This is a genomic window from Palleronia pontilimi (assembly GCF_016412875.1).
Classification (GTDB): Bacteria; Pseudomonadota; Alphaproteobacteria; order Rhodobacterales; family Rhodobacteraceae; genus Palleronia; species Palleronia pontilimi.
Window position 1 is genome coordinate 1 of record NZ_JAEKPD010000004.1, and the last position, 13,357, is coordinate 13,357.

The following is a 13,357-nucleotide window of genomic DNA, read 5'->3' on the forward strand; positions in this document are numbered from 1 at the left end:
GGTGATGGACCCGAGCGTCGATTCGCGTTAGAAGCTGAAAGGAAGGGAACGGTGATTATCGGACCGTTCAGTAGGGAAAATTGGAGCCATGAGCATCAAAACGGTCGTGATCGGATCCCCTCTCGCGGGCACATCCGTCCTGTTCTCGATCCTCGACGTGCTGGCGTCGGTGGGTCGCGATTGGGAGATGCTGCACGGCATGCCGATGAAGGCACCGGTGTTTCAGGTCAGTCTCAGAACCGCTGACGGCGCGCCTTACTGGGATGTGAACGGCCGCAAGATCACGCCGGACGCGAAGCTCGACGAGGACCCGGCGCCGGACCTCGTGATCGTGCCGGACATGCATTTCGACCCGAATGGAGGGTTTCCGGCGCAGTTTCAGCCGATCGCGGATTGGATCGCTGCCGCCCATGCGCGCGGCGCAATCGTGACCTCCGTCTGCTCCGGCGCCGTGCTGCTGGGCGGGGCGGGACTGCTCGACGGCAAGGAGGCCACGACGCATTGGGGCTACGCCGACATGCTCGGCCGCAACTTCCCGGACGTGAAGGTCTGCCGCGAACGCATCCTGGTTCCGGCGGGCGAAGGCCACCGCGTCGTGACCGCGGGCGGTGCCTCGGCCTGGGCGGACCTGATGCTGTATCTGATCGCGCGTTTCGCGGGCGCGGACGAAGCGCGCCGTGTCGCGAAGATCTACCTGATCGACCCGCATAGCGAGGGCCAACTGACATATGCGTCCCTGACCTCGGGGCGGCAGCACGAGGACCAGTTGGTCGCCGAGGCGCAGGTCTGGGCAGCACAACACTACGATTCGCCCAGCCCGGTGGCCGCCATGGCGTCGCTCACCCAGATGACCGAGCGTGGATTCCTGCGGCGCTTCAAGAAGGCGACCGGGCAGGCGCCAGCCGACTACGTGCAGACGCTTCGGATCGAAGAGGCCAAGCAACTGCTCGAGACGACCGGGATGTCGATCGAGGATATCTCGGCCGAGGTCGGATACTCGGAGCCGTCGAGCTTTCGGTCGGCCTTCCGCAAACGCGTCGGCATCTCGGCGTCCGCCTACCGCAAGAAGTGGAAAGCGCTCGCGCCGGTCACGTCCTGAACACAGCAGCTGGAGGGCCTGGCGGCGCGGTCACTCGTGCTCGCAAATGCGTCTTGTCCCAGTGCAGCAGCCGTTCTTTCGAGGCTGTGCATAGGCTGAGGTGGGCTCGAAGTGGACTTACGGCGGCGCAGGAGGTTCAACTCGCGGCCACCCAAAGACCCGCCGCTCTGGGCCCGTTGCGGACCTGTATGCGAGTCGCCCACGCCGCGGTGCCGCGTCTCGAAAGCAGACGTTGGTGACGTCGCGCAGCATCGGTCGGCCCGCGGAGGTCAGCTATGCGGACTATGCGGACATTAGTTGAGGGCTTAAAGATGTTCGCGTGCGACCGACGAAGACCCAAAATAAAATTTGGGGCAAATCACTTCTCGCCCTTCGCGCCCGCTTCTTCGTAGCCGGGCAAGCGCTGGTTCGTCTGCGGGTTCCATAGGCCGCAACCAAATCGACGCATTGGTGTTGTGATCTTGAGGAGAACAGGGCGTGCAGCCCCAAAACTCATGTTGATCGACAGATACTGAGGATAGGCCCACGCTTCGAGATACTGCTTAGGCCTCTCCCATCTTTGCTCATCGATACGCTCCCAAGCCGACAAAAGTTCCGCCAAAGTCTCAATCATGGCGTTGGTATCAAGCTCCGCGAGGCCATCCAGCTTGTTGCCATTTGCCAAAGCTGAATGAACTGCGGCGTGGTCGTGTTCAAGCGTGTCGCTGTAGCGCCAAAATGCGATGTCAAAACTCATCGGATGACGATACGTCATTAGGATGAAATGTGAAGATACATCTGGTGGTAGACACTCTCGGTGCAGATCGAACGACGAGCGTTTGCGCTTTGACTCAGGAAGTCGAAGAAGTGCTTTCTGCAGGTCCGCTTTGGGCTCGAAGCGGACTTGCGGTAGCGCGGCAAAAAACCGTGATATGGTGCCTTGTTAGCGTCGGGTTCTTGTTGTGGAGGGCATGGTGGATCGGAGGATCAGTCATGGAAACGCCAAACCTTCCGGCCATTCGCGCACTTCGCCCTGTCTGGAACAAGGGGCGCATTGTCGGTCAGAAACGTCCACTTGAGCCAAAGCATGTCTGGGCAATCCGCGTCCGGCTCGAACTGGCTTTGAACCACCGCAACCTCGCTCTGTTCAACATGGCGATCGCCAGTAATCTGCGCGGATGTGATCTGGTAAAGATGAAGGCCGTTGGCGTGATGGCATCAAGTCAGATGAAGGAGCGCGCGTCGGTCTTGCAAAGCAAGACGCAGAAGCGTGTGCGGTTCGAGATATCCGAGGGTAAGCGAGCCTATGTCGAGAAGTGGATGGAAGACGAGCTAATGGTCGGCTCCAAGTATCTTCAGCTTGGCCGCTTTCATGAGCGCCTGAATATCTCGACACGCCATTGTACGCGGGCCGTCCGCGATTGGGTCACATCGTTCGTCTAGAGGCAAGCGCCTGTGGCACGCATTCGATGAGGCGAACGAATGTGACGCAGATCCACGAGAAGACAGGCAACCTGCGGGCGATGCAGCCTTTGCTTGGACACACCAAGATGTACAGCACGGTGCGGTACCTAGGCGTCGAGCTTGAGGATCCGTTAGCAATCGCCGAGGCCACTGAAATCTAGCAACTTCGGGTCGCCTTCACTTGCGGCACGGAGTGGACATTGGCCATCCCCGTAAACGCTGCGGTGTCGCTTTGCCAGACCGGACCTTCGCGGCGCGTGCATTGCCTGAACGATCGAGGGGCGCTGTGCGGGACGAAGGTTTTATCCCTGCTCGCCGACTAAAAAAGCCTCTATCGGCACCGAAACTGATCAGTTGGCGTGTTCTGGTCGCGCATTTCTGGACACGCTCTCGAACATGCCAATGATCTCGATCGGAGAGAGTCGGTCAAGAACGCCGTCGGCGATCTGCTCCTTTGTCCATATCAGCGATTCCACCGGATCGTGTAGCATGGCCCAATTCCCGAACATTCGGTCTGCGACCTGCCTCCTGATGAGCGTGTTGACCTGTAGATGGCGGTCGTCGTGAGAAATGCGTGTGAATGTCGCGTCTATCCGTTCGGACGGACCTTCGAGCAACTGAAGATAGATGTCGTGTCGGCAGATAAGGGCGCCGGTGATGTCATCGCGCAGATTGCACCTACGTGCATCGTTCAAGATGCCGCTCAAGATCATGCTTTCGTACCCGAATGGCTGTGAAACATAGATAAGTTGGGTGAGATCGGTGATGATCGTCGCTCCTTGTGTCCTCATGGGATTCCGGGACGGATCGGATTGCGACCGGAGTGTCGCCGGTTGAGCTCAGTTTAGCGAAGGGTGGCGAGAGCGCAACAACACACCAGATCCGACGCGGAGCGGACATGCGGTGTTGCGGCGAGGGGGGGGGGGCGTCGAGACGAAGCCGTCCAGGTGTCGTTCACGGCCCATTCACGACCTTCGAGACTTAAACGGGATGCTGCACTCGCAGCCCACATAGCGGGCATTGATCCCAATAGCTCATGATACGGGCGAATGGTCTTGTTGTCGTACCCGGCGCTAGACATACTCCGCTAGGCCAAACTTTTCAGGACTTGATAGTTGAAAGCTGTAACCAACCCGAGGTGGAACCCCGACAATCCCATCGAGATTGCGCCAGAAGTCTATGAAAAACAGGTTGTTTCTTGGTTGCGATCCGCGGGGCAAGAGCTTCAGGGTTTCACTGTCAGTCACCTAGAAAAGATACATGGGAATGGTGGCGAATACAGCATTGATGGCTGGGCGGAGTTTGAGATTTTTGGGGGCACAAAGATCTGTGTCTTGGTCGAGTGTAAAAGGCACAGACGGCCAGTAGAGCGAGATGTCATTCTGGGTGTGCACGCAAAAGCCCAAGCCATTGGTGCACAAAAGTCCATTGTATTCACAACTTCGGGTTTTCAGAGAGGGGCTATCGAGTTTGCCACCTCCGCTGGTATCGCACTTGTAATATTCGTGGATGGTAAACTCACCTACGCCACTCGGAGCAGAGAGCCATTGCGCGAAGCAGGCTATCCATCCGATCTGCCAGATTTCGCAGGGCAAATGATATGTTCTGAAGGCAATAGAACCTCAATTTTGACTATTACGGATGACCGTATCAAACCATTGGCAGATTGGTTCAGGTCTGAAAGCGAAGCCCGATTTCGCTAGCATTAAGACTGCTCAGAAATTAGGACCAGCAAGAGAGTATTCATCTTTTGACATCCGATTATGTTTCTTTGTCGCGGCGATTTTTGGAAGTCACCTCTGGCGATTTCGACAACGAGTCTGAAAGCATTTGGTCTTTGCTCTCGACAAGTGAGATGGGAAAAACGTGGGAGGATATTCTTTCGAACGATGTATCCGTTCTCCTTGGCACCGCTGGTTCGGGAAAAACAACCGAAGTTCGGCAGCAAGTGACCCGACACCTTGAGGCGGGGCAAGACGCGTTTCTGTTGCGCTTGGAGGCTTTACAAGATGGGAACTTGGTTGGTTCATTCGACTTTGAATTGGAAAGTCAAGTTGAGCGTTTTGAAAAATGGAAGCGGTCAAAAAAAGGCGGATTTCTGTTTTTTGACGCTCTTGACGAGGCGCGCCTGCCGTCTTTACGCAATGAAAGTGCGCTAGAAGAAGCCCTAGACATTGTCTCACGAGAGATCGGGCGACGACAGGAACCCGTGCATGTTTTGGTTACCAGCCGCCCAAGCGAGTGGCTTGGGGACGGCGACATAAGACGGCTGACTCGCTTCATAAGGCAGACAAGAGATGCCAAACGGGACTTGGGAGCAGACGGCCCGAAACACAAAATTTATCGTCTCGCACCGCTGGTGACCGGGGACATTGAGAAACTTGCTGTTTCTCGCGATGTGGAACCCACGGACTTCATTAATGCCGTGAACACCCATCTTTCTACAGGTCTAATCCAGCAACCACTGGACGCGCATCAATTCTTAGACGTCTGGAAAAAGGCCGTTGATGAGGGGCGCTCCCCCGGAGAAGTCTTCAAATCGAGACTTCAAGTAATGCGCGATTTGGTTACCTGGCGGCTGTTCGGTCGATATGAAAGCAAGGATCGCTTGAGCATTGATATCAACAGGGCGCGCATGTGATTGACCTTTGCGGAGACAAGCCAATCTCCGAATACACGAAGGAGGATGCAAACGCCTTTCGTGACAATCTGATCGAACGGGGTATGGCTGGCAGCAGTATCGTCCGTATCTTCGGAACAGTGCGTTCTGTTATTAACTTTGCCGTAGCTGAAGAGGGCTTGGATATCCGGAACCCGTTCGGCAAGGTTTACTTCGACCGCAATTAAGGCGTGAAGGAACGGCAACCGATACCATTTGATGCGATACGTCTTATTCAAGATAAATGCGTGGAAGAGGACGATGAATTGCGTTGGTTGATTGCACTCGTCGCAGATACGGGAATGCGCCTTTCAGAAGCGGCGGGGTTGCATCGAGACGACTTCCAGCAAGATGCTGATGGCGGTCACTATGTCCGTGTTCAGCCGCACCGTTGGCGTCGCCTCAAGACGCCTGGAAGTGCGCGTGAAATTCTGCTCGTTGGCTCGAGTCTGTGGGCTGCCAAAAGGATCATGGACTGGCAAGGTGATCCTGAGTTCGCGTTCCCGCGATAAAATATGGCCGAGAATACGAACGCCAACGCAGCCAGTGCCGCGCTGAACAAGTGGTTAAAGGCTTACGCACCAGAAGGCGCTATGATGCACAGATTTCGGCACTCGATGCGGGATCGGCTACGGGCCGTCGAATGTCCGGCAGAATTCGTGGATCAGATTGGTGGCTGGCAAACCGGCGGTATCGGTCACGGCTACGGAATGGGGTATCCGATGCCCATCTTGCGCAAATGGCTGGAAGAGGCAACGCGCTGCGCGCATTAACAATAAAGCATGTTCTACGCCTCGTGCAGATTGTCCAAAGAGCTGTATTTTTCGTGACTTCCGGCCAGATCCGAGTCTGGTAGCGGCATTATCCACTATTCGTGACGCCGTGTGGCGGAGATAGAAAGATCCGGCCTCTGCTGTTTCGCCAGCCGGGGACTCCGGGCAAGCGCCGCGGGTCGCGGGGACTGGAAGGGCCGTTACGCTGCGGCTGAACGCCGCTGCCGGATTGAAATGCGGGCGGCGCGGGACATCCTCAGGCCCTTCTAAGCAAGAGTTCACATCATGCGCGTGTTCAAGATCCTCGTCGGCTGTCTGATCGTCCTCGCGCTGGGGGCCGTCGGGTTGCTCGGCACCGATAAACTGCTGGCCGCACTCGCCCCGTCGTCCCAGGGGCAGGACCGGGGCGCGCAGGCCACGCGCGTCGGGGTGACGTCCCCGCGCATGCAACGGGTCGAGGACACAGTGTCTGCCGTGGGCACGATCAGGCCCATCCGCTCGGTCATGCTGGTGCCCAACGCGTCGGGCCGTGTGACCGCCGTCAACGTGACGTCGGGCGAAATGGTCGATGCGGGCGACCTGCTGGTGCAACTGGACGACCGCGCGGAACGGGCCGCGGTGACCGAAGCCGAGGCCACCTTGAGCGAGGCGCAGCAAAACCTCGACCGCATCGACGAGCTGCAGGAGCGCAACGTGTCCGCCGAGGCCCGGCTGGAGCAGGCGCGCGCCGCCTTCCTGCGGGCCGAGGCCGCGCTGACCACGGCCCGTGCCGCGGTGGAGGACCGCGCGATAACGGCCCCGTTCGGCGGAACCCTAGGCCTGATCGATATCGAGCAGGGGGCGATGCTGGACAGCAGCGTCCCGGTGACCACGCTATCGGATCTGTCGATTGTCGAAGTGTCCGCCGCGCTGCCCGAACGATATTTCGGTTCGATCACGGCCGATCAGGCGATGATCATCACGACGCCCGCCTACCCGGACCGCGAGTTCCAGGGCCAGGTCACGGTCCGCGCGCTGCAGGTCGATCTGGGCTCGCGCAGCTTCGAGATCCGCGCCCGCTTCGACAATGCGGACGGACAGCTCGCAGGCGGCATGTTCGCCAATGCACGGATCGTGCTGGACACCTATGACGGCCTGGCCATCCCCGACGACGCGATCATCAGCGAAGGCCTGACGACCTATGTCTATACCGTCGCGGACGGCAAGGCGGCCCGCACCGAGATCGACGTTGGTGCGTCCCTGGGTGCGCTGACCGAGGTGCGCGACGGTCTGGAGATGGAGGACCGCGTGGTGGTCGCGGGCTGGGACCAGCTCAGCGATGGCGCCACGGTCGAGATCGACCAGGACTACGCGCGCGAGGGCCTGGAATGACGCTTCCCGACCTGTGCATCCGCCGTCCCGTCCTGGCGACGGTCATGTCGATCCTGATCGTGATCCTCGGGATCGCGGGGCTGACGCGCATGCCCGTGCGCGAGCTGCCGGACATCTCCACCGCGCAGGTGACCGTCAGCGTCGGATATACCGGCGCGGGTCCCGGCGTGGTCGACAGCGAACTGGCCACCGTGATCGAGGGCGCGATTTCCACCGTCGCCGGGATCGACAGCATCTCGACCGAGTCCGAGCTGGGCGGTCTGCGCACCGTCATCACCTTCCGCCAGGGACGCGATGTGGATCAGGCCGCGTCGGATGTCCGTGCCGCCGTGCAGGCGGTGACAGGCGACCTGCCGGAAGAGGCGGACGAGCCCCAGGTGGAAAAGAACGACAGCCAGGGCGATCCGATCGTCTGGATGACCATGACGTCGGACACGCTGTCGGCCCCGGAACTGACCGATTACGCCGACCGCTTCGTCACCGACAGGCTGGAAACGCTGGCCGGTGTGGCCGCCGTCCAGGTCTATGGCGACCGACCCTACGCAATGCGGGTGTGGCTCGATCCCGAAGCGATGGCCGCCCGCGGCGTCACCGCGACCGAGATCGCCGATGCCCTGCGCGCCAACAACCTGGAATTACCCGCGGGCCAGATCGAAAGCAGCTCGCGCACCTATTTGCTCAGGACCGAAACGCGGCTGTCCAGCGTCGAGGCGTTCCGCGACCTGATCGTCACCACCAGCGATGCGGGGCGCATCACCCTGGGCGACGTGGCGCGGGTCGAGATCGGCACCGAAAGCGACGACAGCGAATTCCGCTCGAACGGGGAAACTGCCATCGGGCTCGGCGTCCTGCGTCAGTCGTCGGCCAACACGCTGTCCATATCCGCGGCCGTGCAGGACGAAGTCGCGGCAATCCAGTCGGAGCTGCCGGGCGGCACCAGCCTGCAGATCACGTCGGACGACGCCAACTTCATCCGCAACTCGATCCGGCAGGTGCTGACGACCCTTGGCATATCGGTCGCCATCGTCGTGGCCGTGATCTTCGTGTTCCTGACCTCGATCCGCGCGACCATCGTGCCCGCGATCACCATCCCCATCGCCCTGCTGGGGGCCTGCGCCGGGATCGCGGTCGCCGGGTTCTCGATCAATATCCTGACCCTGTTCGCCCTGATCCTGGCCATCGGGCTGGTCGTCGACGATGCCATCGTCGTTCTGGAAAACATCGAACGCCGGGTCGAAAACGGGGACGACCCGAAAGAGGCGGCGCGCAAGGGCGCGAACCAGGTGTTCTTCGCGGTGGTGTCGACCTCGGCGGTGCTGATCTCGGTCTTCGTGCCGCTGTCCTTCCTGGAGGGCGAGATCGGCAAGCTGTTCCAGGAATTCGGCATCACATTGGCCATCGCCGTGGCCCTGTCGACCTTCGTGGCGCTGTCGCTCTGCCCCGTGATCGCCAGCCTGGTGCTGAAGAAGGGCATGAACGACGGCCGCTTCTCGCGCATGGTCAAGGGCGCCACCGACCGCCTGTCCAGCGGCTTTCGCAGCCTGCTGACCCGCGCGATCAAGACACCCGTCATCATCCTGGGCATCGCGGCGGCGCTCACGGGGATGTCGTGGACGCTCTACCAGCAATTGCCGTCGCAGCTGACCCCGAACGAGGATCGCGGCATCTTCTTCGTGTCGGTCAGCGCCCCGGCAGGCTCGGCGCTGGGGCTGACCGATGCGGCCGTCCGACAGGTCGAGGACCTGATCGCGCCCTATCGCGAGGATGGCGTGGTCGACGACGTGATCTCGATCGTCGGCCAATACGGAGAGACGGGGCGCGCTTTCGTGGTCGCGGTCATGTCGCCCTGGGGCGCGCGTGACATGGGCCCGCGTGACGTGCTGGCCGAACTGCGCCCGGAATTCGGCAAGATCACCGTGGCCAGCGTCCGCAGTTTCGCGCCCTCGGGGCTGGATGCGGGCGGCGGCTCGGGGCTCGAGGTCATCGTCACCGCGCCCAGCTTCGAAGATGCCGCCGAGTATTCGGACCAGATGGCCCAGCGCCTGCGCGAGGATCCCGATATCGTCGGCGTGCGCCGCGCCTACGAGGTGAACACGCCCGGCTACGATATCGGCGTGAACCGCGCCATGGCGCGCGAAATCGGGGTGGACGTGCGCGCGATCTCGGACGCGGTGCGCACCTTCTTCGCGTCGGCCGAAGTGACCGAGTTCATTTCGCGCGACCGCCAATACCCGGTGATCCTTCAGGCGCCCGACGACCGGCGCGCCGCCGTCACCGATCTGCGTGGCATCAACGTCCGCGCCGGCAACGGCGAACTCGTCCCGCTGGACGGCCTTGTGACGCTCGAGCGTCGCGCGTCCGTCCGCGCTTTCAACCGGTATAACCGGCAACCGTCGGTCGAGATCTCTGCGTCCCTGGCCGAAGGTGTCGATCTGGGCACGGCCATCGCCACGGTCGAACGGATCGCCGAAGACCTGCCGCCGCAGATGCAGATCTCGTATTCCGGGCAGGCGGAAAGCTTCCAGGAAACGTCCGGCGGGCTCGCGGTCACGTTCGGGCTGGCGCTGCTCATCGTCTTCCTCGTCCTGGCCGCGCAGTTCGAGAGCTTCATACAGCCGGTGATCATCCTGCTGTCGGTGCCGCTGGCCGTCGCGGGGGCCTTGCTGACGCTCTTTTTGGTGGGCGAGGCGGTGAACATCTACACCCAGGTCGGAATGGTGATGTTGATCGGCCTGATGGCCAAGAACGGCATCCTGATCGTCGAATTCGCCAACCAGCTGCGCGACGAGGGCTACGCCATCCGCGAAGCCGTGATCGAGGCCGCGACCGTGCGCCTGCGACCCATCCTGATGACGGTCCTCTCGACGGTGCTTGGCGCCGTGCCCCTGGTCCTGTCCAGCGGGGCGGGCGCGGCCAGCCGCATTTCGATCGGCCTGGTCATCATCGGCGGCTTCATGGCGGCGTCGCTGCTGACCCTGTTCCTGACCCCGGTGCTCTACGACCTGCTGCAATGGGAGCGTACGCCGGAAGAAGAAGAGGCGACCGAACCGGCCTGACGCCAGGGTGGTCTGTGGGTGCAGGGTCCATCCGCGTGAGGCGCGGCATCTTGAGGCGCGGCTCAGTGCCCACGTCGGCGATGTCTCACCCCAGGCCAAGAGGCTCGGCCGGTCGCCCAAGGATCTGCGCCGCCACCCGCTCGGCCGAGTCCAGCGCGCCCTCCATCAGCCCGCCCATGTCCCGGGCCGTCTCGGTCTGGGCGAAATGCAGGCGACCGTCCCAAAGGCCGGTCAGGGCCGTCGGCAAGTGATAGGCCGGGTGCCCGGCGGTCGGCAGCTGGTCGAGATCCGTCGCGGTTTCGGGATCCCGCGACCAGTCCTTCAGGCTGCATGTGCCGGGATGCAGGGCCTCTGGTCCGAAGATCCGGCCCAGCTGCCGCAGGGCTTCCGCCGTGATGTCGTCCGCCCGACCGGCCCGCTGTGCCGCGGGGATGCCGAGGAAGCCGAACAGCGCCGCGGGCGTGCCCTCCGGCCCGGACGCGTCGTGCATTTCCATCAAGGGACCGCGCCGACTGCTGGCGTCGCCCGACAGGCCCGCATCGCGCCAGAAGGGGCGGTCGTAGACGGCGACGAACTTGGCGTGTCCCGCCATCCAGGTCGGAATGGCGCTGAGGGCGCGCATGGTCTCGGGTGCAAGCGCAGGATCGAAACCCAGGTTCGCGGCAACCCGCGGCGGGGCGGTCACGACCATCTGCCGGGCGCGGCAGATGTCACCGTTCGCCAGGTTGACGGTCCCGTCCCGCCCAAGGCCGACGACGGGGCATCCCAGGTGCAACCGGTCCTGTGGCAAGCGCACGGCCAGCCCTTCGATCAGCCCGGTCAGCCCTCCCGCCAGGCGAAAGGCGCCTTCCATCGACGCAAAGCCCCGACCGCGCTGCACGCGGCCCAGCTCGTCCTCGACACACACGTCTCCCAACGCAAACTGAGGGAACGCGCGCAATCCCAGGGCCGCGGTCAGCTCGGCGATCCGGTGCTGGCCCGGCCAGAACCACGATGGGCCCAGATCCACGGCCCCGTCCGGGGCGCGCAAACTGTCGATGCGCCCACCCAGCCGGGTCCGCGCCTCGAACAGCTGCACATCCACGCCGTGCCGATGAAGCATTTCGGCCAGCGCCAGTCCCGACAGACCGCCGCCGACGATGGCCACGTCCGTCTTCGGGGGCGTCCGGGTCTTGCTCATGGCCTCAGCCCACCGGAGCGTGCGCAAACCGTGCGGTCCAGTCCTCGACGGCCGCTCTCCCTGCACAACGCAAGTGCCGCCAAATCAGCGCCGTGATCCGCATCCGATGCCAGTCCCGTCTTCCATGCCCGTCCCCCCGGCCGAAACCCGCTTCTCGCCCAGCCCGCGCGGAGGCCGCGCAGCGCGCCGCTTGAACACCCGAGGGGATCCAGTAACGTTCATGTCGGATCAACCCCAGCCGAGGAAGAGCATTATGCCCGATGGAAGCAAATCGACCGCGGCGCCGCGTCGCAGCATCGTCATCCAGGACTTCACCAACAGCGTGCTCGATCCCGCCGAGCCGATGCTCGGCCCCATCGAGGACGGCGGCACGATCATCGCCAATACCGCGCCGGGCTGCTGGGGGCCGATGATCACGCCCAGCCTGCGCGGCGGGCACGAGGTCACGAAACCCGTCTTCGTCGAAGGGGCCGAAGTGGGCGACGGGGTCGCGATCCGCATCCGCGAGATCACCGTAACCTCGACCGCGACCGCGTCCGGGCACGACAGCTCGCCTGAAGGCTTTTGCCTGGGCGATCCCTACGTCGCCGCGCGCTGCCCGGTCTGCGACACCGTCTGGCCCGAGACTCACATCGAAGGGGTGGGGCAGGCGTCCGTCAAATGCGACAGCTGCGGCAACGCCGTCACGCCCTTCGAGATCGTGCACGGGTACACCGTGACCTTCGACGACACCCGCAGCGTGGGACTGACCCTGCCCCGGAAGGCTGCCGAAGATATCGCCCGGCGGGCGGATCACTACGCCGCCCTTCCCGACGGCAGTCACCAGCATTCCATCCTGAACTACGCGCCCCACGACATGCCGGGCACCCTGGTCCGGCTGCGCCCCTTCATGGGCCAGCTGGGCACCTGTCCGTCGATGCCCATGCCCGACAGCCACAATGCGGGCGATTTCGGCGCGTTCCTCGTGGGGGCGCCGCATGATTACGCCATCACGCTGGAGCAGTTGAACGAGCACAAGACGGACGGCCACATGGATATCGACGCGGTCCGAGCGGGCGCGATCCTTGTCGCGCCCGTGAAGGTGCCGGGGGCCGGCGTCTACATGGGCGACATGCATGCGGGGCAGGGCGATGGCGAGATCGCGGGCCATACCATGGACGTGTCGGGCAGCGTGACCCTGCAGGTCGAGGTCGTGAAGAACTACCCGCTGGACGGCCCGGTGCTGTTCCCGCTGGAAGAGGATCTGCCACCCCTTGCCAAGCCCTTCACCGACATTGAGCGCGCCAAGGGCCAGCGCCTTGCCGCGAAATGGGGCGTGTCCGACATCGAGGCACTGGCCCCGATCTCGGTCATCGGGACCGCTGCCAACCTGAACGATGCGATCGAAAACGGACTGGCACGGGCGGCCAAGCTGCTCGATGTCACCGTGGCCGAGATCCGCAACCGCGCGACGGTGAACGGCGCGATCGAGATCGGCCGCGCCCCCGGCGTCATCCAGGTGACATTCCTGGCGCCGCTGGCCAAGCTCGACGCCGTCGGTCTGGGCGATTTCGCGCGCGAGCAATACGGGCTTTGACAGGATCAGCTTCGATGGGGACCGCGCAGGCACCGGCAAGCGCGGCCCCTTCGGCTGGGACCACGGCTCGAAGACGGGACCGCGCTTATCCAAGAGCGCCCGAGCATAGCGTCGGCCCTGGGCAAGGTAGGGCTGACCGTCGGGTTCGGTGCCGTTCCCGATCACGCGACGGCTAGCGGTCGTATCGTTTCCGGTCTGCC

Annotated in this window: 12 protein-coding genes and 1 pseudogene; 10 read left to right on the forward strand and 3 right to left on the reverse strand. The window is 62.7% G+C overall.

Annotation, left to right across the window (positions count from 1 at the left end; genetic code table 11):
* The first annotated feature begins 88 nt into the window (after positions 1–88).
* Complete coding sequence (locus ILP92_RS05035; protein ID WP_198915288.1) at positions 89–1,099, forward strand: GlxA family transcriptional regulator; 1,011 nt, start codon at positions 89–91, stop codon at positions 1,097–1,099.
* A gap of 358 nt (positions 1,100–1,457) precedes the next feature.
* Here ILP92_RS05035 and ILP92_RS05040 read toward each other — a convergent pair whose 3' ends face one another.
* Positions 1,458–1,835, reverse strand: coding sequence for a hypothetical protein (locus ILP92_RS05040; RefSeq protein ID WP_198915289.1), 378 nt, complete (start codon positions 1,833–1,835; stop codon positions 1,458–1,460).
* A 236-nt stretch (positions 1,836–2,071) separates the two neighbouring features.
* Here ILP92_RS05040 and ILP92_RS05045 point away from each other — a divergent pair.
* A pseudogene (locus ILP92_RS05045) lies at positions 2,072–2,703 on the forward strand (tyrosine-type recombinase/integrase).
* Positions 2,704–2,892: 189 nt separating this feature from the next.
* Here the strand turns inward: ILP92_RS05045 and ILP92_RS05050 are convergent.
* Positions 2,893–3,333, reverse strand: coding sequence for a BLUF domain-containing protein (locus ILP92_RS05050; protein WP_198915290.1), 441 nt, complete (start codon positions 3,331–3,333; stop codon positions 2,893–2,895).
* Positions 3,334–3,657: 324 nt separating this feature from the next.
* On the opposite strand from ILP92_RS05050, the gene ILP92_RS05055 reads away from it, so the two are divergent.
* From ILP92_RS05055 to ILP92_RS05085, 7 genes are all read left to right on the forward strand, one after another.
* On the forward strand, positions 3,658–4,245 hold the full coding sequence (locus ILP92_RS05055) for a restriction endonuclease (RefSeq protein ID WP_198915291.1): 588 nt from the start codon (positions 3,658–3,660) through the stop codon (positions 4,243–4,245).
* Positions 4,246–4,292: 47 nt separating this feature from the next.
* A complete protein-coding gene (locus tag ILP92_RS05060) occupies positions 4,293–5,183 on the forward strand; it encodes an ATP-binding protein (protein WP_198915292.1) in 891 nt (296 codons plus the stop codon).
* Complete coding sequence (locus tag ILP92_RS05065) at positions 5,180–5,389, forward strand: site-specific integrase (protein WP_198915293.1); 210 nt, start codon at positions 5,180–5,182, stop codon at positions 5,387–5,389. The genes ILP92_RS05060 and ILP92_RS05065 overlap by 4 nt, the downstream gene beginning before the upstream one ends.
* Before the next feature lie 60 nt (positions 5,390–5,449).
* On the forward strand, positions 5,450–5,713 hold the full coding sequence (locus tag ILP92_RS05070; protein WP_198915294.1) for a site-specific integrase: 264 nt from the start codon (positions 5,450–5,452) through the stop codon (positions 5,711–5,713).
* A 3-nt stretch (positions 5,714–5,716) separates the two neighbouring features.
* The gene (locus ILP92_RS05075) at positions 5,717–5,974 is read left to right on the forward strand and encodes a hypothetical protein (protein WP_198915295.1); all 258 of its coding nucleotides are present in this window, start codon (positions 5,717–5,719) and stop codon (positions 5,972–5,974) included.
* A 285-nt stretch (positions 5,975–6,259) separates the two neighbouring features.
* Positions 6,260–7,345, forward strand: coding sequence for an efflux RND transporter periplasmic adaptor subunit (locus tag ILP92_RS05080; protein WP_198915296.1), 1,086 nt, complete (start codon positions 6,260–6,262; stop codon positions 7,343–7,345).
* Positions 7,342–10,401, forward strand: a complete 3,060-nt coding sequence (locus tag ILP92_RS05085) for an efflux RND transporter permease subunit (protein ID WP_198915297.1) — start codon at positions 7,342–7,344, stop codon at positions 10,399–10,401. Before ILP92_RS05080 ends, ILP92_RS05085 begins: the two co-directional genes overlap by 4 nt.
* Positions 10,402–10,486: 85 nt before the next feature.
* Here ILP92_RS05085 and ILP92_RS05090 read toward each other — a convergent pair whose 3' ends face one another.
* The gene (locus tag ILP92_RS05090) at positions 10,487–11,647 is read right to left on the reverse strand and encodes a flavin monoamine oxidase family protein (RefSeq protein ID WP_368667839.1); all 1,161 of its coding nucleotides are present in this window, start codon (positions 11,645–11,647) and stop codon (positions 10,487–10,489) included.
* 187 nt (positions 11,648–11,834) lie between these two features.
* Between ILP92_RS05090 and ILP92_RS05095 the strand changes: the two genes are divergently transcribed.
* Entirely contained in the window at positions 11,835–13,157 is a 1,323-nt protein-coding gene (locus ILP92_RS05095; protein ID WP_198915299.1) for an acetamidase/formamidase family protein, read from the forward strand.
* Positions 13,158–13,357: the final 200 nt, after the last annotated feature.

Bases quoted from the DNA above. Each gene is read 5' to 3' on its own strand.
- ILP92_RS05035 (WP_198915288.1), top strand. From the start codon at position 89: ATGAGCATCAAAACGGTCGTGATCGGATCCCCTCTCGCGGGCACATCC.
- ILP92_RS05040 (WP_198915289.1), bottom strand. From the start codon at position 1,835: ATGAGTTTTGACATCGCATTTTGGCGCTACAGCGACACGCTTGAACAC.
- ILP92_RS05050 (WP_198915290.1), bottom strand. From the start codon at position 3,333: ATGAGGACACAAGGAGCGACGATCATCACCGATCTCACCCAACTTATC.
- ILP92_RS05075 (WP_198915295.1), top strand. From the start codon at position 5,717: ATGGCCGAGAATACGAACGCCAACGCAGCCAGTGCCGCGCTGAACAAG.
- ILP92_RS05080 (WP_198915296.1), top strand. From the start codon at position 6,260: ATGCGCGTGTTCAAGATCCTCGTCGGCTGTCTGATCGTCCTCGCGCTG.
- ILP92_RS05085 (WP_198915297.1), top strand. From the start codon at position 7,342: ATGACGCTTCCCGACCTGTGCATCCGCCGTCCCGTCCTGGCGACGGTC.
- ILP92_RS05095 (WP_198915299.1), top strand. From the start codon at position 11,835: ATGCCCGATGGAAGCAAATCGACCGCGGCGCCGCGTCGCAGCATCGTC.